Source organism: Rhizobium favelukesii (genome assembly GCF_000577275.2).
GTDB classification, from domain to species: Bacteria; Pseudomonadota; Alphaproteobacteria; order Rhizobiales; family Rhizobiaceae; genus Rhizobium; species Rhizobium favelukesii.
Map to the genome: position 1 here is coordinate 1,634,598 of NZ_HG916852.1, position 22,755 is coordinate 1,657,352.

The window sequence follows — 22,755 nt, forward strand, 5'->3', positions numbered from 1 at the left end:
ATAATATGACGAAGCAGGACGAACTGGTATTTCTGCCGTTGGGCGGCGTTGGCGAGATCGGAATGAATCTCGCCCTTTATGGCTACGGCCCGCCCGACCATCGCCAGTGGATCATGGTCGACTGCGGCGTCACCTTCCCTGGACCCGACTTGCCGGGCGTCGATCTTGTGCTGCCCGACATTCGCTATCTCGCCAGCGAACGGAAGAGCCTCAAGGCGATCTTCATCACTCACGCGCATGAGGACCACTACGGCGCGCTCGCCGATCTCTGGCCGGGCCTCAACGTGCCGGTCTATGCCTCAGCCTTTACCGCGGGCCTGCTCGAGGCGAAGCGCAATTTCGAGAAGTCGGCGATCGGTGAGATCCCGGTGACGCTGTTTACGGCGGGCGATACCGTCAATGCCGGACCCTTCAGCGTCGAGGGCGTGGCGGTAAACCATTCCATTCCGGAGCCGATGTCGCTGGTAATCCGCACACCACTCGGCAATGTGATCCATACCGGCGACTGGAAGATCGACCATGAGCCGTCTCTCGGTCCTCTGACAGACGAGACCCGTTTCCGCCAGCTTGGCGACGAAGGCGTTCTGGCGTTGATGTGCGATTCCACGAACGCGCTTCGGGATGGTGTCTCGCCGTCGGAGAAAGACGTTTCCGAGAGCTTGCGCAAGATTATCGAGAACGCCGAAGGCCGCGTCGCGGTGACGACGTTCTCATCGAACGTCGGCCGTATCCGCACGGTAGCCGAGGCGGCGGAGGCTGAAGGCCGCGAAGTACTTCTCCTCGGCAGTTCGCTCAAGCGCGTGGTCGACGTTTCTCGCGATATCGGCCTGATGGAGGGGATCAAGCCGTTCATTTCGGAAGATGAGTACGGCTATATCCCGCGCGACAAGGTGGTGGTCATCCTCACCGGAAGCCAGGGCGAGCCGCGTGCGGCCCTTGCCAAGCTCTCGCGCGATGAGATGCGCAATGTGGCGCTTGCCGCCGGCGATATCGTCGTATTCTCCTCCCGCGCCATTCCGGGAAACGAGAAGGCGATCCAGGATATCAAGAACGGCCTCATCGAGCAGGGCGTCCACGTGATCACCGACAACGAGGCCCTCGTCCACGTTTCCGGACATCCGCGCCGCAACGAGCTGCAGAAGATGTACGAGCTGACACGGCCGAAGATCGTCGTGCCGGTGCACGGCGAGGCGACGCATCTGACAGCGCACAAGGAGCTCGCGGAGCAATCCGGCATCTCGATCGTGCCGCGCGTGCGCAACGGCGACATTCTTCGTCTGGCGCCGGGACCAGTCGAGGTGATCGACGAGGCACCGCATGGCCGCATCTACAAGGACGGCTCGCTGATCGGCGATTTCGACGAGATGGGCATCGGTGAGCGCAAGAAGCTCTCCTATGTCGGCCACGTCGCCGTCAACGTCGTGATCGACAGCCGCTACGATATCGTCGGCGACCCGGATCTGGTTGCGATCGGCCTGCCTGTCTATGACGATGAGGGCGACGAGATGGAAGACACGCTGTACGATGCTGCTGTTGGCGCCATCGAGAGCATACCGCGCGCGCGCCGGAAGGATCTCGACCTGTTGCAGGAGTCGGTGCGCCGCGCCATTCGCGCAACGGCCAACCAGACCTGGGGCAAGAAGCCCGTGGTCACTGTCTTCGTTACGAAGGTCTGACGAATGCTCGGCCGGGTCAACCACGTTGCTATCGCTGTTCCCGACCTTGCCGCCGCAACGGCCGCCTATCGGGACACACTCGGCGCAACCGTCTCGGCCCCGCAGGCTCTGCCGGAACACGGCGTCACCGTCGTCTTCGTGGAGCTGCCGAATACCAAAATTGAACTCCTGCAGCCGTTGGGAACGGACTCGCCGATCGCGGCTTTCCTGGAGAAGAGCCCATCCGGTGGAATGCACCATATCTGCTATGAAGTCGGCGATATCCTCGTGGCTCGCGATCAGTTGATCCGGGGCGGTGCAAGGGTACTCGGCAACGGCCAGCCGAAGATTGGCGCGCATGGCAAGCCAGTGCTCTTCCTGCATCCGAAGGATTTCTTTGGGACACTCATCGAACTGGAGCAGGTCTGAGCAAGCCTGCGGCAGAGTGACACAAATCCGGCAAATGTCAGCAAGTGGTTCAAACCTGCTTTGAGTTGACGGACATTCCGGCCTATAAGCACGACAATTGCGATAGTCGCAAAGAGCCTAGTGGGACCATTTCGATGCTGCAGACATTTCTACAGGGCTTCGCCGTCTACTTTATCGTGTGGTGGATTACCCTCTTTGCCGTCCTGCCGATCGGCCTGCGCACGCAAGCGGAAGACAACGATATCGTGTTGGGAACCGTTCACAGCGCGCCGACCCGGTTCCGGCCAGTATTTGTTTTCTCGATGACGACGCTCATCTCCGCCGTCATCTACGCGTTGTGGTATATTGCTTCGAACTACTTCGGGTGGGGCTTCGACGCCCTGCCGCAGATTGGCCCTTCATTCTCAAACGTCTAAGGGCGTTTGCCCAGTTTTTGGGCGGATGCAGATTTTGGCCGTCACACACATGTCATGAGGTTGCGGCATGGAGGTGCCGTAACGGAACGAGGCCTTACGCTACGGTAGTGAAGGGTGTTATAAAGCGGAACATGGGTAGAAAAAGCCAAAAAAAACAAGGCTGAAAGCCTTGTTTTAAGTATCGCGTGATCCTTATCCGTTGCCGGGGCTGCGACAAGCGCGCCTAAGATCTGATCCTCCCAAGACTTGACCGCGAAATCGACAGGGATTTGAGCTCCCTGCCTGTTTTGTGGGCTAAAACTAGCTCAAAGAATGGGCTTTGTCATCAGGTTTTTTTGCATTTTTGCTACACTCCAGCAAATTTTTTCTGTTGATAAGAATTTCGTACAAACCATTATAATTCCGCCTTTTTCTTACTTTGTCTGCTTCGCAAGTGCGAACTTGCTTTAACGGAAGGCCGCTTCAGCCCGTCGCGGGTTTCTTTCCTTTCGCGAAGCAGCTATGAACGCTGCCAATATTTGTGATCGCCTTCGATTCCGCGACATGCGGTATCTCAACAGCTCTGGAATTCGCCATGCGCCTGTCTCGCTATTTCATGCCCATCCTCAAGGAAAATCCCAAGGAGGCGGAAATCGTCTCCCATCGGTTGATGTTGCGTGCCGGCATGATCCGGCAGCAGTCGCAGGGTATCTATTCCTGGTTGCCGCTTGGAAAGCGTGTGCTTGACAAGGTCAACAACATCATCCGCGAGGAGCAGAACCGCACCGGCGCGATCGAGCTCTCCATGCCGACGCTGCAGTCGGCCGAGCTCTGGCAGGAAAGCGGGCGCTACGACGCCTACGGTAAGGAAATGCTGCGCATCAAGGATCGTCAGGATCGTCCGATGCTGTACGGCCCGACGAATGAGGAAATGGTTACGGATATCTTCCGGTCCTACGTGAAGTCCTACAAGAGCCTGCCGCTCAACCTTTATCACATCCAGCTGAAGTTCCGCGACGAGATCCGTCCGCGCTTCGGCACCATGCGCTCGCGTGAGTTCATGATGAAGGACGCCTATTCCTTCGACCTGACGCGCGAAGATGCAGAGCACTCCTACAACAAGATGTTTGCCGCCTATCTGCGCACCTTCGACCGCCTCGGCCTGCGCGCCATCCCGATGCGCGCCGATACCGGTCCGATTGGCGGCAATCTCAGCCACGAGTTCATCATCCTGGCCGACACCGGCGAATCCGAAGTGTTCTGCCACAAGGACTTCGTGAATTTCGATATCCCTGCGGAAGATACCGACTTTGACAGCGTCGAAGGTCTGAAGGCGGTCTTCGACAAGTGGACATCGCTTTATGCCGCGACATCGGAGATGCACGACGAAACTGCGTTCAACGCGGTTCCCGAAGGGGACCGCCTCTCCGCGCGCGGCATTGAAGTGGGCCATATCTTCTACTTCGGCACAAAGTATTCGGAGCCGATGGGCGCGAAGGTGCAGGGTCCGGATGGCAAGGAGCATACTGTCCACATGGGTTCCTACGGGATCGGCCCAACCCGCCTTGTTCCCGCCATCATCGAAGCATCGCATGACGAGAACGGAATCATCTGGCCGGCGTCCGTGGCGCCGTTCGATGCTATCGTGATCAACATGAAGGCCGGTGATGCGGCGTGCGATGCTGCCTGCGAGAAGATCTATGCGGCCCTCTCGAACGCCGGCAAGGACGTTCTCTATGACGATACGGACGACCGTGCCGGGACGAAATTCGCGACCGCCGACCTGATCGGCGTTCCACTGCAGATCGTTGCCGGCCCGCGCGCGGTCGCGAGCGGCGAAGTCGAAGTGAAGGACCGCAAGACGGGCGCTCGCGAAACGATGACCATCGACGCGGCGATCAACAAGCTCTTGGGCTGAGAAGGCGGGTGGCAGGATGGCAGATGTAGCGGTGAGCCAGCAGGGTTCCAAATCCGGCTCGGCGCCGGCCAGCCGGCCATTTTCCGCCTTCGAACGGCTTGTGGCGTGGCGCTATCTGCGTGCCCGCCGCAAGGAGGCGTTTATTTCGGTGATCGCCGGCTTTTCCTTCATCGGCATCATGCTTGGCGTTGCTACACTCATCATCGTCATGGCGGTGATGAACGGATTCCGCACGGAGCTGATCTCCCGCATTCTTGGCATCAACGGTCACATGATCGTTCAACCGGTCGATACGCCGTTCACCGACTATCCGGCGTTGACCGATAGGCTTGCTGGTGTGCCAGGCATTAAAATGGCACTGCCGCTGGTGGAGGGCCAGACGCTCGCTGCCGGGCCAAGCGGAGCCGGCACAGGTGCGCTGGTGCGTGGTATCCGACCGGAAGATTTGGACAAGGTGAAAACCGTCTCCGGCAACATCAAGTCCGGTGATCTGGTCGGCTTTGCCGCCGGGCAAGGCGTGCTGGTCGGCTCGCGCATGGCAGAACAGCTCGGACTCCAGGCGGGGGACACGATCACCTTGATGTCTCCGGAAGGTGACATTACGCCGATGGGCGTCAATCCGCGCGTGAAGTCCTACAAGGTCTCGGGTACTTTCGAGATCGGTATGTCCGAATACGACGCGACGATCATCTACATGCCGCTCGAGGAGGCGCAGCTCTATTTCAACGCCGAGGGACTGGTTCAATCCATCGAGCTCTTCGTCGACAATCCCGACGACATTGACAATATGCGGCCGAAGGTTGAGGCCGCGGCCGGTCGTCAGATCGCGATTTCCGATTGGCGCCAACGCAACCAGACCTTCTTCTCGGCCCTGCAGGTCGAACGCAACGTCATGTTCATGATCCTGACGCTCATCGTGCTCGTTGCTGCGCTCAACATCATTTCCGGCCTCATCATGCTGGTGAAGGACAAGGGCAGCGATATCGCCATCCTGCGCACGATGGGCGCGAGTTCCGGCGCGATCATGCGCATCTTCTTCATGACGGGCGCCGCCATTGGTGTCGTTGGCACGCTGGCCGGTGTCCTGCTCGGCGTTCTCGTCTGCGTCAACATCGAGGAGATCCGCGAGTTTTTCTCGTGGGTTTCCGGCACGGTGCTGTTTGATCCGCAGCTTTATTTCCTCAGCCAGCTGCCTGCCGAAATGAGCTTCAGCGAAACGCTGTCGGTCGTGATCATGGCCCTGACGCTGTCCTTCATCGCGACGATCTTCCCGGCATGGCGAGCCTCCAAGCTCGATCCCGTGCAGGCCCTGCGCTACGAATAAGGAATGCCCTGTTCATGAAACGGAATACCGTTCTCAAGCTTTCCGGCGTCGAGCGCCACTACGGCCAGGGCGAGACGCTGCTCTCGATCCTCAAGGGTGCGGATTTTACGTTGAACAGCGGTGAAATCGTAGCCCTCGTCGCGCCATCAGGCACGGGAAAATCGACGCTGCTGCATGTTGCCGGCCTGCTTGAGCATCCCGATGGCGGCGAGGTGACGATTAATGGCAATGCCTGCGACGGCTTGCCGGACGACAAGCGCACCACGATCCGCCGCAATGAAATCGGCTTCGTCTACCAGTTTCATCATCTGCTGCCGGAATTCTCCGCGATCGAGAACATCATGATGCCGCAGATGATCGCCGGCCTGCCGCGCAAGGAAGCAAAGGAGCGGGCGGGCCAGTTGCTCGACTACATGCGGATTGGCCATCGTGGCGCGCATCGCCCCGGGGAACTTTCCGGGGGCGAACAACAGCGCGTGGCGATTGCCCGCGCCGTCGCCAATGCGCCGAGCCTGCTTCTGGCGGACGAGCCCACAGGCAATCTCGATCCTGAAACCGCAAGCTATGTCTTTGACGCGTTAGAAGCACTGGTGCGCCAATCTGGCCTGGCGGCGCTGATCGCGACCCACAATCACGAACTCGCCGGCCGCATGGACCGGCGCGTCACGATCGCCGACGGCAAGGTCGTGGATTTCTGATCAGCGGTGGATGAGACCGCCACGGTAGTCCAATTCGTAGGCCCTGCGCTCGTTCACGACGATAACTTCGCGGCCGCTGAAATGGCTGCAGTCGCCCGTGCTTTGATCGGCATAGAAACCGAAGGCATGCTCGAATTCCATGCCCCCGAGAAAGCGTCGGTACTCGGCATACATTTTCGACAGCGCAGCCTTGATGACGGTCCCGGCCCGTTCTCCATCAATCAGCGCATGCTCGACGATGCGTCCGAAGTAGTTCATCGCCCAGATCGGCTCGCCATCCAGCCAGACCACTTCCTGCCCGGCGAAATCGGTTCCGCCGAAATAGCTGTCGAGATAGCGCCACCCGCCGCGCTGATAGCCGATGTCGTGCGATCCCGTCCGGCAGGCCGGCGAAGGAGTTCCGCCGCCGACATAGGTGTTGGCCTTCGCCTCGACGATAAAACTGTTCAATGCAGCAATATTCATGGCCTGTCGCCTCCCGCTCGGCAGCGTCTCAACAACGGTGCCAATTGTAAAAAACAAAATAAGAACGAAAGCTATTGCCCGCAGATCGATTGCCCAGTGTCGTCGTTCCACTGGGCGATCGGGATGACACGGGGCTCGGTTTTGACGTCCTTGCCATTCTTCTGCAACTTGCCAGCCAAGGCGTTGTAGTCGCAGGAGCTGCCGGCGTTGGGGTCGAGCGTGTCGTAGTGATTGTAAGTGTAACCGGCCACGACGAACTGCTTGTTGCGATAGGCGACCGTCAGCGTTTGGTCCCAGCGATCGCGGCCGATGGCGCTGTTTTGCGAGTGTATCGCGATCGAGGACTTGCCGACGGCTTTCAACGACGGCTCCTGGCCGAAGACCCCATCAGCACTGGTGCTGCCCCAAATCTTGTTTGGCGCGCTCAGCGAAAGTCGCAGGAGTTCGTGGTCGCTGTCGCGAAGATAGATGTAGATGCTGATTTGATCATCGTTGGCTTTGTCTACTGGAGCAACAAACATTGCAAGATCCACCCGCCCGTCGCCATCCCAATCGCCCGTCGCCGCGTCGACGATGCGTGCAGGATCAATCTGCTCGGCTCGGGCGGTAAACGCCGTGGATAGAGCCAGTCCAGCAATTAATACAAACTTAAACATGCTTTTCTCCATCGCCATGCGGCCAGCAGAGCGGAAAAGAATCCTGTTGACAATAGAACAATAGCAGAACAAATTAAAAACATAAGAGAACAGGAGAGCCAAATGACTGACATGATCCGTGATATCGCAGCATTCACCTCCATCGCAATGTTCGTTGCCAGCTTCTCGCTGATCTGCATGGCGATGTGAGAATTCCGGGGACCGCATGGCTGCCATGCGGTCCAAACGCACTCCCTTCTCTGGACATCGACCCCTCAATGCTGAGAATACACCCGATTGATTCAGGTGATCGGAAGGCATGTCATGGCGGGTGCGGAGAAAGACGCGGCGAGCGGTTTTATCGGCGGTACGCCGGGCTTTGTTCACCTTCGTGTCCACTCGGCTTATTCGCTGCTCGAGGGCGCGCTGCCGCTTAAGAAGATCCTCTACAAGGCATCGAGCGACAGCCAGCCGGCGATCGCGATCACCGACACCAACAATCTGTTTGTCGCCCTCGAATTCTCACAGAAGGCGATGGATGAAGGTCTGCAGCCGATCATCGGCTGCCAGGTCTCGATCGACATGGAAGACGGCCTTGAGACGGAGCGGCGCGGCGGACAGCAGGCGCTCGTCAAGCTCCCGTCCTTGGTGCTGCTGGCCGCCACCGACGCCGGGTACGAGCGACTGGTGGATCTCGTCAGTCGGGCCTATCTCGGCGGTGAGGGCAACGGTCAGTCGATCCACATTCGTGCCTCCTGGCTCGATGAGATCGGAGCGGACGGCCTGATCGCCTTGACAGGTGCCTTGACGGGGCCGATCGATATGGCGTTGAAGGACGGGCACGCAGCGCAGGCAGAAGCACGCCTCCTGCTGCTGAAGCGCCATTTCAGCGACCGTCTCTATGTCGAACTGCAGCGTCACGGCACCTATGACAAGCGCCATGAACAGAAGGTCGTGGGCCTTGCCTATCAGCACGATCTGCCGCTGGTCGCCACCAATGAAGCGTTCTTCCCGACCCGTGACGACTATGATGCGCACGACGCGTTGATGGCGGTGGCCCACAATGCCATCGTCTCTGACGACACGCGGTTCCGCCTGACGCCGGATCACTACCTCAAGAGCCGCGCCGAAATGGCGAAGCTGTTTGCGGATCTGCCGGAAGCGCTGGAAAACACCATCGAGATAGCCCGCCGCTGCTCGTTCATCCTCAAGACGCGCAAGCCGATCCTGCCGCGCTTCACGGGCGCCACGACCGATCCCGAGGAAGCGGAACGCGAAGAGGCGCTCGAACTGCGCCGGCAGGCGGAGGAAGGGCTGGACAATCGCCTCGCCACGCTCGGCATGTCGCCTGGTTACGAGGAGAAGGAATACCGCGATCGGCTGGAGTTCGAGCTCAGCGTTATCGAACGCATGAAGTTCCCTGGCTACTTCCTGATCGTTGCTGATTTCATCAAATGGGCAAAGCAGCATGATATTCCCGTCGGCCCGGGCCGTGGTTCGGGTGCTGGGTCGCTGGTCGCCTATGCCCTGACGATCACCGACGTCGATCCGCTGCGTTTCTCGCTGCTCTTCGAACGCTTCCTCAACCCGGAACGCGTCTCGATGCCCGACTTCGACATCGACTTCTGCCAGGATCGCCGCGAAGAGGTGATCCGCTACGTCCAGCGCAAATACGGCCGCGAGCAGGTCGCGCAGATCATCACCTTCGGTTCGCTGCAGGCTCGCGCCGCATTGCGAGATGTCGGCCGTGTGCTGGAAATGCCGTACGGACAGGTCGACAAGATCTGCAAGCTGGTTCCCAACAACCCGGCCAACCCGACGCCGCTCTCGAAGGCGATCGAGGAAGAGCCGAAGCTGCAGGAAGAGGCCGACAAGGAGCCTGTCGTCGCGCGCCTGCTCGACATTGCCCAAAAGATCGAGGGCCTATACCGCCACGCCTCCACCCACGCCGCCGGTATCGTCATCGGCGACCGCCCGCTGTCGAAGCTGGTGCCGATGTATCGCGATCCGCGCTCCGACATGCCCGTCACCCAGTTCAACATGAAGTGGGTCGAGCAGGCCGGCCTCGTCAAGTTCGACTTCCTCGGGTTGAAGACGCTGACGGTGCTGAAGGTAGCGGTCGATTTCGTCGCCAAACGCGGCATCAATGTCGACCTGGCCTCGATACCGCTCGACGACAAGAAGACTTACGAGATGCTCTCGCGGGGCGAAACGGTCGGCGTGTTCCAGGTGGAAAGTGCGGGCATGCGCAAGGCACTGATCGGCATGAAGCCGGACTGCATCGAGGATATCATCGCGCTTGTGGCACTTTATCGCCCAGGCCCGATGGAGAACATCCCGACATACAACGCCCGCAAACACGGCGAGGAAGAAGTCGAGTCGATCCATCCGACGATCGACTATCTGCTGAAGGAGACGCAAGGGGTTATCGTCTACCAGGAGCAGGTGATGCAGATCGCCCAGGTCCTGTCCGGCTACTCGCTCGGCGAAGCCGACCTTCTGCGCCGCGCCATGGGTAAGAAGATCAAGGCGGAGATGGACCAGCAGCGCGAGCGCTTCGTCGACGGTGCCGTGAAGAACGGCGTGTCGAAGCCGCAGGCTGACAACATCTTCGAACTACTCGCCAAGTTCGCGAACTACGGCTTCAACAAGTCGCACGCCGCCGCCTACGCGATCGTCTCCTATCAGACTGCCTATATGAAGGCGCATTATCCGGTCGAGTTCCTTGCCGCGTCGATGACGCTCGATATGTCGAACACCGAAAAGGTCAACGACTTCCGCCAGGACGCCAAGCGCCTCGAGATCGAGGTGATCCCGCCCTCGGTGCAGACCTCGTTCCGTCATTTCGAGACTGGCGACAACAGGATCTACTATGCGCTGGCAGCGCTGAAGGGTGTCGGCGAATCGGCCGTCGATCATATCGTGGAGGTCCGCGGCGACACGCCGTTCGCAAGCCTTGAAGATTTCTGCCTGCGCATCGACCCGCGGCAGGTGAACCGTCGCGTGCTGGAAAGCCTGATCTTCGCCGGTGCCTTCGATTGCTTCGGGCTCGATCGCGCGCAACTGGCAGGCGGTCTCGATCGCATCATGGGTTATGCCCAGCGTGCACAGGAAAACAAGCTGAGCGGCCAGTCGGATATCTTCGGCAGCGCTCTTTCGTCGGGCCCCGAGAAAATCTCGCTGCCGCCGTTTTCGCCGTGGCTGGCCTCCGAGAAGCTGCTCAAGGAGTTCCAGGTCCTTGGCTTCTATTTGACCGCGCATCCGCTCGATAGCTACCAGAACATTCTGCAGAAGATGCGCGTGCAGACCTTCGCCGAGTTTTCGGCGGCAGTGAAGCAGGGAGCGAGCAACGGCCGCCTTGCAGGGACGGTCATTTCCAAGCAGGAGCGCAAGACGAGGACCGGCAACAAGATGGGCATCATCGTGTTTTCGGATTCATCGGGTCAGTTCGAAGCGGTGTTGTTTTCTGAGATGCTGAACCAATACCGTGACGTACTGGAGTCTGGAAAGTCCTTCGTGATCACGGCGATGGGGGAGGAGCGGCCGGAAGGCGTCGGCCTTCGGCTGCAGACCATACAGTCGCTGGAAGAGAAATCGCTGCAGATGCAGAAGGCCCTGCGCGTCTACGTGCGCGATTCCGGGCCACTCCGCGCGGTCGCGGCGCACTTGAATGCGAAGGGCGATGGCTTGGTCTCCTTCATCGTGATCAAGGAGGAGGGCAAGCGCGAGGTGGAGGTTGAACTCCCGCAGAAGTATCGCATCACGCCCGAGATTGCCGCGGCGCTTCGCGCAGCACCCGGTGTCGTTGACGTCGAGTTGGTCTGACGTCAGCTTTTGGTAACGGTGATGAAGTCGGTTCCTTTGCCGGTCTCGGTTCCGAGGCCGGTGTCGGAGATCGTCAGTGTCGAGCCGCTGGTCAACATGGCGTCGATCTTGCGCCGCGTCTCCGCGGGAATATGGATACGGCTCAGAGCATTGGCGATCGGCGTGCCGCTGATGATCGAGCTTTCGAGGCTGCTGATTCCGAGCCGCGTCATGGTTGCGCGCGAGAGCGTGTTGGGAAGCGTCGCACCCATCCAGTCCGCCGAGCCTGTTTCGAAATGGACACTGTGTGCCATGAAGAAATGCGTACCGAGAGCAAGGCCAGGATTTTCAATCGAGATCGGCGCTTCAAGAACAGGCTGGAAACCTTGGCGGATCATGAGGACTCCATTCGGAGGCGTTCCCTTGCCCGCCGCGGCATAGACGGCTCGGATGAGCACATCACTTGCCGGTGACTTGTCTGCGGTGGGCTCAACTGGACGCTGCAACTTGAAATCGCTGATTGCCTGGAGCGTTGCTGGTCCGAGGAAGCCATCCGGCTCACCCACGGCAAATCCGAGCTCGTTGAGGTATGTTTGAAGGTCGATAACCTCCTCGCGCAGGCTGCGGCGCGTAACGAGAATACGGATCGGCGTGTCGTTCGCGGGAGCTCTTGCCGCCGGGCTCTGGGCAGCCGGTAGCGCGACGTCGTTCATGGCGACCTGAACGGGGGCCTGCCCGATCGCCGGCCGCAAAGCAGCGTCGGAAAGCAGCGCCGGGGGCTCCGGCATGTCCGGCCGGAAGAGCGTCGGATGATCGATCGGTTCCGGCGTCACTTCCGCGTCGGTAATGACAACCGGAACGCCCATCTCTGTCATCTCATAGAGCTGCTTGGCAAAGGCTGCCGGCATGCGGACGCAGCCGTGTGACGCGGGGTATCGCGGCACGGAATTGGACTCGTGAAGCGCGATACCAGACCAAGTCAGCCGCTGCATGAAGGGCATCGGTGCAGCCGAGTAGAGGTTGGACTCGTGATATTTCTGCTTCTCGATGACGGAAAAGATGCCGCTCGGCGTTGGATGGCCCGGTTTCCCCGTCGAGACCTTCGAGGTCGCCGCGACCTCGGTGCCATCGTAGAGCGTGAGCGACTGCGCATCCTTCGATACGAAGATCTGCAGCGTGCGTGCATCCGCCGCGAGCGCAGGGTGCACGAGTGCGGTGGCCGACAGCAAGCCGAGGCCAAAAACGAGACGCGACAACATATGACTCAACCGATACGCAATACGTGAAGCGCCAGCCTAATCGGCGAAGCTTAAGGAAAACTTGAAATAAAGGACGTTGAGGCAGGCTCACATACTAGTGATCGCGCTTGCCGCCAAAAGTATATCCGGTCTGGACGGTTCCTTTGCCGAACCTGTCGCGCAGCTTGTCCATCGCCGCTTCGGCCGCCGCCCTGCGGCCCGATTGCACATCGATGAGGTCGGGCGGATCTGCCCGTGCGGGATCGCAAAGATCGGTCACGCCAATGCCGATCAGACGAAACTTCGTGCCGTCCGTTTCTTTCTCCAAAAGGTCCAGCCCGGTGCGGAAGATCCGGTCGGCAAGTTGGGTCGGGTCTTCGAGCTTGCGATTGCGCGTGCGCTGCTTGAAGTCCGCCGTCTTCATTTTCAGAACCACCGTCTGGCCCGCAATGCCGTGCTTCTTCAGCCGCCAGGAGACCTTTTCGGAAAGACTGCGGAGGATCGGAAGGAGTTCGTCATAGCGGGAAATGTCGTCGAAGAAGGTTGTTTCGGATGAGACGCTCTTTGCGACGTCGTTGAGATGCACTTCGCGGTCGTCGACGCCACGGGAAAGGCGTGCCAGACGCTGCCCCATGCTGCCATATCGGCGCATGAGGTCGCCTTCTTCCATCTCCTGCAACTGGCCGATCGTGCGGATGCCATCGGCCTCCAGTGTTGCTGCAAACGCCTTGCCGACGCCCCAGATCGTCGTCACCGGTCGCGGTGCGAGGAAGGAAACAGCCTCCTCCCGGCCGATGACCGAGAAGCCGCGAGGCTTCTGCAGGTCGGATGCGACTTTTGCGAGAAACTTGCAATAGGAGAGGCCGACAGAGATGGATATGCCGATCTCCTTCTCGATGCGCTGGGCAAATTTGGCAAGCGTGCGTGCCGGCGGATCGTGATGCAGCCGCTCGGTGCCGCCGAGTTCCAGGAACGCCTCGTCGATCGAAAGCGGCTGAACGAGCGGCGTCAGTTCCTGCATCAAGGTGCGGACCTCGCGTCCGACCTCGACGTATTTTTCCATGTCGGGCCGAATGACCACTGCCTGAGGACAGGCCTCCAGGGCCTTGAACATCGGCATCGCAGAACGAACGCCGTGAATGCGCGCAATGTAGCAGGCGGTCGACACCACCCCCCGCTTGCCGCCACCGATGATGACAGGCTTGTCGGCGAGCTCGGGATTGTCACGTTTCTCTATCGTCGCATAGAAGGCGTCGCAATCGATGTGCGCCAGCGTCAGCTCGTACAGCTCCTTGTGCCGCACAACACGGGGACTTCCGCACGCCGCGCAGCGGCGCGTTTCGGCCTTCTGCTCGGCAAGGCAGTCGCGACAAAAGCCGGGTGTCTTGGCGTACGCAAGTGTCATGACCAGAACAAAGATTGAACATCGCAACATTAGCCTCTAAGCTTTTGAGTCTCAAGAGAGGCGAGGAGGTTTGCATTGGATATCGATCTCCGTTTCGAGCCGGTGACGAAAAACCGGTGGGGTGACTTCGAACGGCTCTTCGGTCCTCGCGGAGCCTTCTATGACTGCTGGTGCGTTGCCCTGCGCTTGCCTCGTGCCGTGCGAGCGAAGATGGGGCCGGGAGAGCGAAAATCGCACATGCAGGGCCGAATAGCTGTCGGCCCGCCGCCAGGCATCCTGGCCTATGCTGATGACGAGCCGGTCGCTTGGGTCCAAGTCGGATCGAGGCACGACGTGCCGCAATTCAATTCGCCACGCACCGTGTCCCGACCGGTGGAAGAACGCGATGCACACGATCCGTCATTCTGGGCCGTGAGCTGTTTTTTTCTGAAGTCGCATTTGCGAGGGCAGGGGCTCAGCCATCGCCTTCTTGCCGGTGCGATCGACCATGCGCGGCGTCACGGTGCTCGCTATCTCGAGGGCTGTCCGATCGACCACGTCAAGCAATCGAAGTCGGTGACGCTCTGTACGGGGTCCACCGCGATCTTCGATGCGGCTGGATTTGAAACTGTGGCAAGGAGAAAGGATGGCCGGCCGCTCATGCGGCTGGATTTGCGGTCTTGAGACTATCCGCCGAGAAATGCGCCCTCAGTAGGTCTGCAGCATGTTCCCAGCCAGCGGCGGCCACGATGCTTCCAACCGGCGGTGGTGCGAACGGCTTGAAATCGGCGTTGGCCATCATGGTCAGGAGCAGGCACTCGGGCACATGATCGGCAACGGAAAGGAGATTGCGTTGCATATCATCGATGAAGGCGACAGGCAGGCTTCTGCGATCATGCAGCCTGGCGACAACAGGACCTTTCGGCTCCTCCGTGGCGATCAGGTCGAAAGAGAGGTCGAGCTGATCGAGCAATTTGCGCCGGATGCCGTGGTGCCGAGGCGGCATCGCAGTCAGGAAGACGACGTCGGCGTCATCGGAGAGCGCCCGCAGCGTTTCCACCGCCTTTTCCGCCGGCATCTGCCAGAGGTGCTGGTTTGCGAAGAACACCTCTTCGAACGAATCGACTGCGGCCTTGTCCAGTTCGCTGCCGTCGAGGAGCGAGACAATATTGCCGTAGAGCCGGAACGAGCGGGGCAGCAGGTCGTAACTGTGCGAGCGAAGGAAAGCGGTAAACGGCGAGAGGAATTCGAGAACCACTTCGTCGATGTCGCAGACGATCAAGGGCCGGTCGCCGAGGCGGATCTGGCTGGTGTTGGTTGCCATATCCATGCTCAATATTCTCCCGAGCCCAATCCGGGTGGCGAAAAGTGCAGCCATGCCGCGTTCAATACGTCGGGTGCGGTGTTGGTCGCCTGGCAAAAGGCCATGGCCGTCGGCTCGTGCTGCATGATGAAATCCATCATGCCGGAGAGAAATCCGGGCTCCTTGAGTGCACCGCGCACTTGCGCCGGTTCGACGCCGGTCAATGCAAGGAAACGGCCGAACAAATCCGGTTCGTTGGCAAGCCATGCGAGAACGGCGATCGCGGTCTGCTGCGGATCGGCCGCGAGTTGTTTCGAAGTCTTGAAGTTGCTTTGCATTTCTCGGGGTAAATTACCTATTCTTCAACCAAATACCGCTAGCCTGCAGCCATCGGTTCTATGGAACCATGCCGTCGCATAAGCCTTCTTCATGCGGGGAAGCGGTTACCAGAACGGACGTAGGACGCGTGTCATGCCCAAACAGGTGATGATTGTAGAAGATAACGAGCTCAACATGAAGCTCTTTCGCGACCTTATCGAGGCGTCTGGCTACACGACGATCCAGACCCGAAACGGCATGGAAGCCCTTGATCTCGCTCGTAAATACCGGCCTGATCTGATTCTGATGGACATTCAGCTCCCTGAGGTTTCTGGTCTCGAGGTCACCAAATGGCTGAAGGAAGACGATGACCTGCACGTCATTCCTGTTATCGCCGTCACAGCATTCGCCATGAAGGGAGACGAGGAGCGCATCCGCCAGGGCGGCTGCGAGGCCTATGTCTCCAAACCCATCTCCGTTCCCAAATTCATCGAGACGATCAAGACCTATCTGGGCGATGCCTGACGCATCGGAAAGAAGCCTATGACTGCGCGCATTCTGGTGGTTGATGATATTCCGGCCAACGTCAAGTTGCTCGAAGCGCGGCTAGTCGCCGAGTATTTCGATGTATTGACCGCCGGCGACGGCTATCAGGCCCTGGCAATATGCGAGCGGAACCAGGTCGATCTTGTCCTCCTAGATATCATGATGCCGGGGATGGACGGCTTCGAAGTGTGCGAACGCCTGAAGGCCAATCCAAAGACCTCGCACATACCCGTCGTCATGGTGACGGCTTTGGATCAGCCGACTGACCGCGTGCGTGGCCTGAAGGCAGGCGCCGATGACTTTCTCACCAAGCCGGTCAATGACCTTCAACTGATTTCGCGGGTCAAGAGCCTCTTGCGGCTGAAGACGCTCAGCGATGAACTGCGCATTCGCGCTGAAACCGCCCAGACGATGGGGATCGACGAACTGCTGCGGTCGGGTGAGGGGCGGGGCGACGAATCGGGCCAGGTACTGCTGGTCGATGGGCGTGCCAACTCCCAGGAACGTATCATCAAGGCACTGAAGCCTGTCGCCGATGTCTCCGCAATCTCGGATCCGCAGGCAGCTCTCTTCGAGGCCTCGGAAAATCCGTTTGAACTGGTCATCGTCAACGCCAACTTCGAGGATTACGATCCGCTGCGTTTGTGTTCGCAGCTCCGCTCGTTGGAGCGCACGCGTTTTCTGCCGATACTGATCATCACCGAGCAGGGCGACGACGACATGGCGATCCGGGCGTTGGAACTCGGCGTCAACGACTATATCGTTCGCCCGGTCGACCCCAACGAACTGGTGGCACGCAGCCTGACGCAGATGCGTCGCAAGCGCTACAATGATCGTTTGCGCGCGAGCCTGAAGCAGACGATCGAGCTTGCGGTCACGGATCCGTTGACCGGGCTCAGCAATCGCCGCTACCTGGATAATCACCTGAGCACGCTGTTCAATCGCTCGATGGCGCGGGGTCGTCCGCTATCGGTGCTGATCACCGATATCGATCGCTTCAAACAGGTCAACGACACCTATGGGCATGATGCGGGGGACGATGTGCTGCGGGAGTTTGCGAGCCGCATCCGTTCCACTGTCCGTGGTGCCGATCTTGCTTGCCGCTACGGCGGCGAGGAATTCGTGGTAATCATGCCGGATACGTCGCCAGAAGTCGCTGCAGCCGTCGCGGAGAGGTTGCGCTCCGCGGTCGAGACGGTACCGTTCTTGCTGAAGTCATCGGGGCAGGAGTTGAGCGTCACGGCTTCATTCGGAATTTCGTCACGGATCTCCTCCATCATCACTCCAGGACAGTTGATGAAGCAGGCCGATCTGGCGCTCTACGAGGCAAAAACGGGCGGCCGAAATCGCGTCGTCGCCGCGGCTTGAGTAACACGTCTATGAAGCATTTTGGGTCATCCACAGCTACCTGATTCATGCCTGCCGACGCGCAGCAGCCAAGTAATTTGAATACAAAGCCGGCCATCTGACCCGAGCATTTGTTGGCTCTCGAAATCGCGCCAAGCAGATGCGGCATGGGCTCAGCGAAAAATGTGAGGATCAATCAGATTTAGCCGGCATTTCGCAAGTAGCTGCGATAACCGAGCTTCGAGGCGCAATGGCGCAAGCTAATACTATTGGTCTATAGTTTCGCGCTTCTTTGTCAATTTGGCGCTATTCTTGCCGCCGGAGGCGACTCGAAGTTCTAAAAATCGTCCCAAAGCCGTACTTTTAACCATGCAATCAACCTCGGAAATCTAACCATTAAGAATTTGTTGATTTTCTTTCATTTTCGAGCAAATTATCGGCCATAAGAGATAAGTACTCCCTGTGAGGAGTCCGGGATACCCCATGATGCTCAGGTCCGCCGCATCTCCTGGGTCGTGGGGTCGGTCGGCTGGTTCGCAACATTAAGCGGTTCCTCGTGCCGCGTTGCTTGCCGGTCGACCCCCTTTCGAGTAAACGCCGTCCTTTCCGCATTTTCAGGAGGGGCGGCGTTTCTGTTTCTGTGCCTCGAACCAGACAGCAAAGCCGGCAAACAAAAAGGCGCGCAGCCGGTGGGCGCGCGCCTTCTTGAAAAACGTCAGATCCAGCGATTACTTGATCTTGGTTTCCTTGAACTCGACGTGCTTCTTTGCAATCGGGTCGTACTTGGTCTTCGTCATCTTGTCCGTCATCGTACGGCTGTTCTTCGTCGTGACGTAGAAGAAACCGGTGTCGGCCGTCGACAGCAGCTTGATCTTGATTGTGGTAGCCTTGGCCATGGTCGTCCTGCCTTTAATAAAATGAAAGCCGTGGCAGGCCGGATAGGCTCCACGGCAAATTCTGGCGCGAAACTACGAATCCCGCCCGAAAAGTCAAGCCCGCTTTCGGAGGAAAAGCAGCCTGACGGCGGAAAGCAGGGCATAAAGGCCGAAGAATCCGGCGATCGCCCAGGCGAAACCGTCATTGCCGGCAACGTCGATGGCTGCGCCGATCACCTGCGGTCCGGCCACGGTGCCCACCGCATAACAAAACACAAAGGCCGCGTTGGCGGCCGCGAGGTCGGAGCCGGTCAAGCGCGAACCCAGGTGACTGAGGCCCACCGTATAGAGCCCCGCGACACACCCTCCCCAGAAAAGGAGTACCGTCGCCATCAGAATCCAGCTGTGCACGAGGACCGGCAGCATCAGGGAGCCGATGAGGCCCATGAATGCCATGGCGGCCAGCAGCGACCGCTTGTCCTTCATGCGGTCCGATAACAGGCCGACGGGAATCTGGAAGATCACATTGCCGATTCCCATGACGGTCAGCAGCAGGGCTGCCTGCGATTCGGTAAAGGAGGCGCGCACTGCATAGATTGGGAACAGCGCTAGGCCACCGGCTTCAACGGCCCCGAAGATAAAGACGGCAGCCGTCGCGGTCGGGACCAGGAAGACGTAGCGCATGAAATGCAGCTCCGGCTTCTCTTCGAGAACCGGGCTTTCGTACCGTGCGATATAGATCGGGATGGCCGCCAACAGAACGGCGCCTGCGCCGACAGCAAACGGCAGGATGCCATCGCTGCCGAGAATCGAAAAGAGGAGCGGCCCGCCTGCAAACCCGAACGAGAGGACAGTGGCATAGATACCGAGCACGAAGCCGCGCTTGGAAGGCGGCGAGGCGGCGTTGATCCAGAACTCCGATAGGATGAACAGCGTCGTTGTCGCGCCGTGAAAGGCGAAACGCAGCGGAAACCACATCCAGAAGTCCTGGGCGTAGTAGAAGCCGAGCGCGCTGATCGCTGAAATCACGACGGCCCAGATCATGGTCGGGGCGACGCCGTACTTGTGCGCCAATTTCGTGGTGATCGGGGCAGCCGCCATCGCGGCAACCCCGGCCATAGCCGTGTTCAATCCGATAAGCGTCGAGGGAATGCCGCGTTTTTCGAGAATGATGCTGAGAAGCGGAAGCCCGAGGCCGATTGCTATGCCGACAGCGGAGATGGACGAGACGGCTGCCACCAACGAAGGCCAATGAATTTCTTCGACATCGCCTGGTGTTGTGCCGTTTCGCGGCTGAGACATATACGCATCCTTAGAGACTTGCTGCACAGGTTCGCTCACCGCGCAGCACCATAGAAAGGCACAGTTGTGCCAAATCCAAATGACGGCTGTGCTTTACAAGATGAAACGCGCTGGCGGCAATAACCTGGATGAACTTGAATTGGTATAGTCAAAGAAGCTTACCGAATACACATGAGATTTCGCCCCGCGGAACCGCAGCGCCGTTGGGGCGTGCCACTACACGTCAATTGTGTCGTGAAGGTGAAGGGGCAGCTACGCCTAGCGTTTGCGGCCCGGTATCTCGTAGGCGTCATGATCGTCGGTTTGGCCACCGAAGCCGTGCATCTTCAACGCCCATTGCAGGCCGATGACGCCGCCTTTGATCGGCTGGATGATCAGCAGCGTGGCGATCAGGGTGATGGGCGTCCAGATCGCGAAGGTGAGCCAGAGGGGCATTGGCCAAACGAGGTCAGTTGCCATGTAGCCGCCGATGATGAGGTGGCCGATGACCACGATCGCGAGGTAGGGCGGCAGGTCGTCCGAGCGATGGTGGTGCATGGCTTCGCCGCAGGCAGCACAATTGTCGACCGGCTTCAGGAAGCTTTTGAAGAGTTTGCCGCTGCCGCATGCGGGGCAGGTGTTCAGCATGCCGCGCTTGATAGAGCGGCCGAGCGGACGCTCCACCTCGTCGCTGCCCCCGTAACGGATTGCCTGGTCGCTCGAGGTGGTCGTCATGGTTCATTTCCTTTCGCGGCGTCCCTACACGCCTATTGCCGCCCTCTTGGCGGCCTTGTTCCGGCCTTTTTGCGCGCGCGGCTTGCGTCGCGCCGGCCCGCCTTGTGGAACGAACGTACAGCGGTCGGCATCTTTCGCCCCTCGCTGATCATCTCGAAGCGTAGCGCACCGGCAAGCGGAATGGCTTCTGCAAGCTTGACCGTGACACTGTCGCCAAGGCGATATCCGAGCCCGGTCTTTTCGCCAGTCAGTGCTTGGTGCGCCTCATCGTAGATGAAGTAGTCCGTTCCGAGCGTAGATATAGGAACGAAGCCGTCCGCTCCATAGTCCGGGAGAGTGACAAATAGTCCCGATTTCGTCACACCTGATACGCGTCCTTCGAATTCCTCGCCGATGCGGCCGGCAAGATGATGGGCAATCAGGCGGTCTATCGTTTCGCGCTCGGCAGCCATGGCTCGCCGCTCGAAGGTGGAGATCTCGGCGGCGATGTCGTCGAGCACCCCTTCCTCATCGGGTGTGATGCCGCCTTCGCCGAAGCCGAGCGAGCCGACCAGCGCACGATGGACGATGAGGTCCGCATAGCGACGGATCGGCGAGGTGAAGTGCGCGTACTTCATCAGGTTCAGCCCGAAGTGCCCGATGTTCTCGGGGCTGTAGATTGCCTGGCTCTGCGAGCGCAGCACCATCTCGTTGACCATCGTCTGATGCGGGGTATCATCGGCCTTGGCAAGGATCATGTTGAAATTGTTGGCGCGCATGTTGCCGCCCTTGGCGAGCGATATGCCGAGGGTCGCCAGAAACTCACGCAGCACTTCCTGCTTGGCGAGCGTCGGCCCGTCATGAATTCGGTAGATCAATACCTGCCGCTTCTTCTCCAACGTCTCGGCTGCAGAAACGTTTGCTTGGATCATCATTTCTTCGATTAGCTTGTGCGCGTCGAGGCGTGGCGGCACGAAGACGCGGTCCACGGTGCCATCCGGCTTCAGCAGGATTTTGCGCTCAGGCATGTCGAGCTCGAGCGGCTGGCGTCGTTCGCGCCCGCGCGTCATCACCCTGTAGGCATTCCAGAGCGGCTTCAGAATGGGTTCAAGAAGCGGTCCCGTCTTGTCGTCGGGTTTTCCGTCGATCGCTGCCTGTGCCTGCTGGTAGGAGAGCTTTGCCGCACTCTTCATCATAATGCGATGGAAGGTATGGCCGATCTTGCGGCCGTCGTTCGAAAACACCATGCGAACGGCAAGCGCCGGGCGGTCCAGACCTTCTCTCAGCGAGCAGAGGTCATTCGAAATCCGCTCTGGCAGCATCGGCACAACCCGGTCGGGGAAATAAACCGAGTTGCCACGCTTCAAGGCCTCGCGGTCGAGCGGCGAGTTCGGGCGCACGTAATAGGAAACGTCGGCGATGGCGACGGTGACGATGACGCCGTCGCGATTGTCAGCTGAAGGATCGGTCTCGGCATAGACCGCGTCGTCATGGTCTTTCGCGTCGGCCGGATCGATGGTGATGAGTGGGACATCGCGCCAATCCTCGCGATGCGACATCGTCGCGGGCTTGGCATCATCCGCCTCGGCGACAACTGCCGGCGGGAATATGTGCGGAATGCCATGCGCATGGATGGCGATCATCGAGATCGCCTTTTCTGATGCGACGGAACCGATGATCGACAGCACCTTGGCGCGCGGCAGGCCGAAGCGCGAAAGACGTGCAACTTCGACCTCGACGAGATCGCCGTCCTTGGCCTCGCCCTTATAGTCGGGGTCGATGACCATTTCCTCGCCGCGCCGGTCGATCGGTAGCAGACGTCCGGCTCCACCCGGCGCATCCTTGAAGACGCCCATGCTGGCGGTGCGGCGCTTGTCGAGGATCTTGATGATACGCGCGGTATAGGCCGGTCCGCCGCGGTCGGCGGCCGGAAAGATTTTCGCTAGAATGCGATCGCCCATGCCGGCAACGGGCGCCTTGCCCTTGCCGTTGCGTCCCGCGGGAGAGGTCGATTGGCGGATGGCGACGGCCGGCGCGACGCCCTGGTCATCGGGCCACTCCGCCGGCCGGCCGATCAGTTCGCCGTCCTTGTCGCGCGTCGTGATGTCGAGCACGGTGACGGGCGGCAAGGCTCCCGGCCGGATTAGCGACTTGCGCGTCTTCTGGAGCATGCCTTCCTGCTCCAGTTCGCGCAGCAGGTGCTTGAGCTCGACGCGGCTTTCGCCTTTCAGCCCGAACGCCTTCGCCAACTCGCGCTTCGACGCCTTCTGCGGATGATCGGCAATGAAACGCAGGATAACCTCACGGGAGGGCAGCGCGCCATGGGCGATGTTCAGTGGATCGGCGGCGGGTGGCTGGCTGGAGTGTCCAATCTTGCCCGGGCGCTTGCCCATGCCCTTCATTCTTTCCCGCGGGATTTTGCTCAC

At 59.7% G+C, this 22,755-nt stretch carries 20 protein-coding genes; 10 read left to right on the forward strand and 10 right to left on the reverse strand.

All coding sequences use genetic code 11. The annotated features are described in order from the left end of the window. Nucleotides 1-5 precede the first annotated feature (5 nt). From LPU83_RS46550 to LPU83_RS46575, 6 genes are all read left to right on the forward strand, one after another. The gene (locus LPU83_RS46550; protein WP_024314711.1) at nt 6-1,676 is read left to right on the forward strand and encodes a ribonuclease J; all 1,671 of its coding nucleotides are present in this window, start codon (nt 6-8) and stop codon (nt 1,674-1,676) included. Nucleotides 1,677-1,679: 3 nt separating this feature from the next. After that, nucleotides 1,680-2,084, forward strand: a complete 405-nt coding sequence (gene mce / locus LPU83_RS46555; protein WP_024314710.1) for a methylmalonyl-CoA epimerase — start codon at nt 1,680-1,682, stop codon at nt 2,082-2,084. Nucleotides 2,085-2,218: 134 nt separating this feature from the next. Next, a complete protein-coding gene (locus LPU83_RS46560) occupies nt 2,219-2,500 on the forward strand; it encodes a DUF1467 family protein (RefSeq protein WP_024314709.1) in 282 nt (93 codons plus the stop codon). 574 nt (nt 2,501-3,074) lie between these two features. Continuing rightward, complete coding sequence (proS, locus tag LPU83_RS46565) at nt 3,075-4,397, forward strand: proline--tRNA ligase (protein WP_024314708.1); 1,323 nt, start codon at nt 3,075-3,077, stop codon at nt 4,395-4,397. A gap of 16 nt (nt 4,398-4,413) precedes the next feature. Continuing rightward, nucleotides 4,414-5,721, forward strand: a complete 1,308-nt coding sequence (locus tag LPU83_RS46570) for a lipoprotein-releasing ABC transporter permease subunit (RefSeq protein ID WP_024314707.1) — start codon at nt 4,414-4,416, stop codon at nt 5,719-5,721. A 14-nt stretch (nt 5,722-5,735) separates the two neighbouring features. Further along, nucleotides 5,736-6,419 carry an ABC transporter ATP-binding protein gene (locus LPU83_RS46575; protein ID WP_024314706.1) on the forward strand — a complete coding sequence of 228 codons (684 nt, stop codon included), beginning with the start codon at nt 5,736-5,738 and terminating at the stop codon, nt 6,417-6,419. On the opposite strand, the gene LPU83_RS46580 is transcribed toward LPU83_RS46575, so the two are convergent. Both LPU83_RS46580 and LPU83_RS46585 read right to left on the reverse strand, forming a co-directional pair. Then, on the reverse strand, nt 6,420-6,884 hold the full coding sequence (locus LPU83_RS46580) for a DUF5680 domain-containing protein (RefSeq protein ID WP_024314705.1): 465 nt from the start codon (nt 6,882-6,884) through the stop codon (nt 6,420-6,422). 71 nt (nt 6,885-6,955) lie between these two features. After that, nucleotides 6,956-7,540, reverse strand: a complete 585-nt coding sequence (locus tag LPU83_RS46585) for a hypothetical protein (protein WP_037069392.1) — start codon at nt 7,538-7,540, stop codon at nt 6,956-6,958. A 303-nt stretch (nt 7,541-7,843) separates the two neighbouring features. Here LPU83_RS46585 and dnaE point away from each other — a divergent pair, with 303 nt between their 5' ends. After that, on the forward strand, nt 7,844-11,344 hold the full coding sequence (dnaE, locus tag LPU83_RS46590; protein ID WP_024314704.1) for a DNA polymerase III subunit alpha: 3,501 nt from the start codon (nt 7,844-7,846) through the stop codon (nt 11,342-11,344). A gap of 2 nt (nt 11,345-11,346) precedes the next feature. Here the strand turns inward: dnaE and LPU83_RS46595 are convergent, their stop codons facing one another. Beyond that, nucleotides 11,347-12,582, reverse strand: coding sequence for a L,D-transpeptidase family protein (locus tag LPU83_RS46595; protein WP_024314703.1), 1,236 nt, complete (start codon nt 12,580-12,582; stop codon nt 11,347-11,349). Nucleotides 12,583-12,676: 94 nt separating this feature from the next. Beyond that, nucleotides 12,677-13,966 carry a DNA polymerase IV gene (locus LPU83_RS46600; RefSeq protein WP_024314702.1) on the reverse strand — a complete coding sequence of 430 codons (1,290 nt, stop codon included), beginning with the start codon at nt 13,964-13,966 and terminating at the stop codon, nt 12,677-12,679. A gap of 75 nt (nt 13,967-14,041) precedes the next feature. On the opposite strand from LPU83_RS46600, the gene LPU83_RS46605 reads away from it, so the two are divergent. Continuing rightward, nucleotides 14,042-14,629 carry a GNAT family N-acetyltransferase gene (locus tag LPU83_RS46605; protein ID WP_024314701.1) on the forward strand — a complete coding sequence of 196 codons (588 nt, stop codon included), beginning with the start codon at nt 14,042-14,044 and terminating at the stop codon, nt 14,627-14,629. Here LPU83_RS46605 and LPU83_RS46610 read toward each other — a convergent pair. Next, a complete protein-coding gene (locus tag LPU83_RS46610) occupies nt 14,604-15,275 on the reverse strand; it encodes a hypothetical protein (RefSeq protein WP_029709996.1) in 672 nt (223 codons plus the stop codon). The two genes, LPU83_RS46605 and LPU83_RS46610, sit on opposite strands and share 26 nt — an antisense overlap. A gap of 2 nt (nt 15,276-15,277) precedes the next feature. After that, complete coding sequence (locus LPU83_RS46615; protein WP_029709995.1) at nt 15,278-15,586, reverse strand: DUF3572 domain-containing protein; 309 nt, start codon at nt 15,584-15,586, stop codon at nt 15,278-15,280. Between the two features lie 133 nt (nt 15,587-15,719). On the opposite strand from LPU83_RS46615, the gene LPU83_RS46620 reads away from it, so the two are divergent. Both LPU83_RS46620 and LPU83_RS46625 read left to right on the forward strand, forming a co-directional pair. Continuing rightward, nucleotides 15,720-16,091 carry a response regulator gene (locus tag LPU83_RS46620; RefSeq protein WP_007531841.1) on the forward strand — a complete coding sequence of 124 codons (372 nt, stop codon included), beginning with the start codon at nt 15,720-15,722 and terminating at the stop codon, nt 16,089-16,091. 18 nt (nt 16,092-16,109) lie between these two features. Continuing rightward, complete coding sequence (locus LPU83_RS46625; RefSeq protein ID WP_024314699.1) at nt 16,110-17,480, forward strand: PleD family two-component system response regulator; 1,371 nt, start codon at nt 16,110-16,112, stop codon at nt 17,478-17,480. Between the two features lie 707 nt (nt 17,481-18,187). Here LPU83_RS46625 and rpmG read toward each other — a convergent pair. The 4 genes from rpmG to rnr form a co-directional block, all read right to left on the reverse strand. After that, a complete protein-coding gene (gene rpmG / locus LPU83_RS46630) occupies nt 18,188-18,355 on the reverse strand; it encodes a 50S ribosomal protein L33 (protein ID WP_003587245.1) in 168 nt (55 codons plus the stop codon). Between the two features lie 93 nt (nt 18,356-18,448). Next, complete coding sequence (locus LPU83_RS46635; RefSeq protein WP_024314698.1) at nt 18,449-19,636, reverse strand: MFS transporter; 1,188 nt, start codon at nt 19,634-19,636, stop codon at nt 18,449-18,451. Between the two features lie 258 nt (nt 19,637-19,894). After that, nucleotides 19,895-20,350 (reverse strand): DUF983 domain-containing protein, encoded by a 456-nt coding sequence (locus LPU83_RS46640; RefSeq protein ID WP_024314697.1) that lies wholly within the window; start codon nt 20,348-20,350, stop codon nt 19,895-19,897. Between the two features lie 32 nt (nt 20,351-20,382). Further along, the gene (rnr, locus tag LPU83_RS46645; RefSeq protein ID WP_024314696.1) at nt 20,383-22,755 is read right to left on the reverse strand and encodes a ribonuclease R; all 2,373 of its coding nucleotides are present in this window, start codon (nt 22,753-22,755) and stop codon (nt 20,383-20,385) included.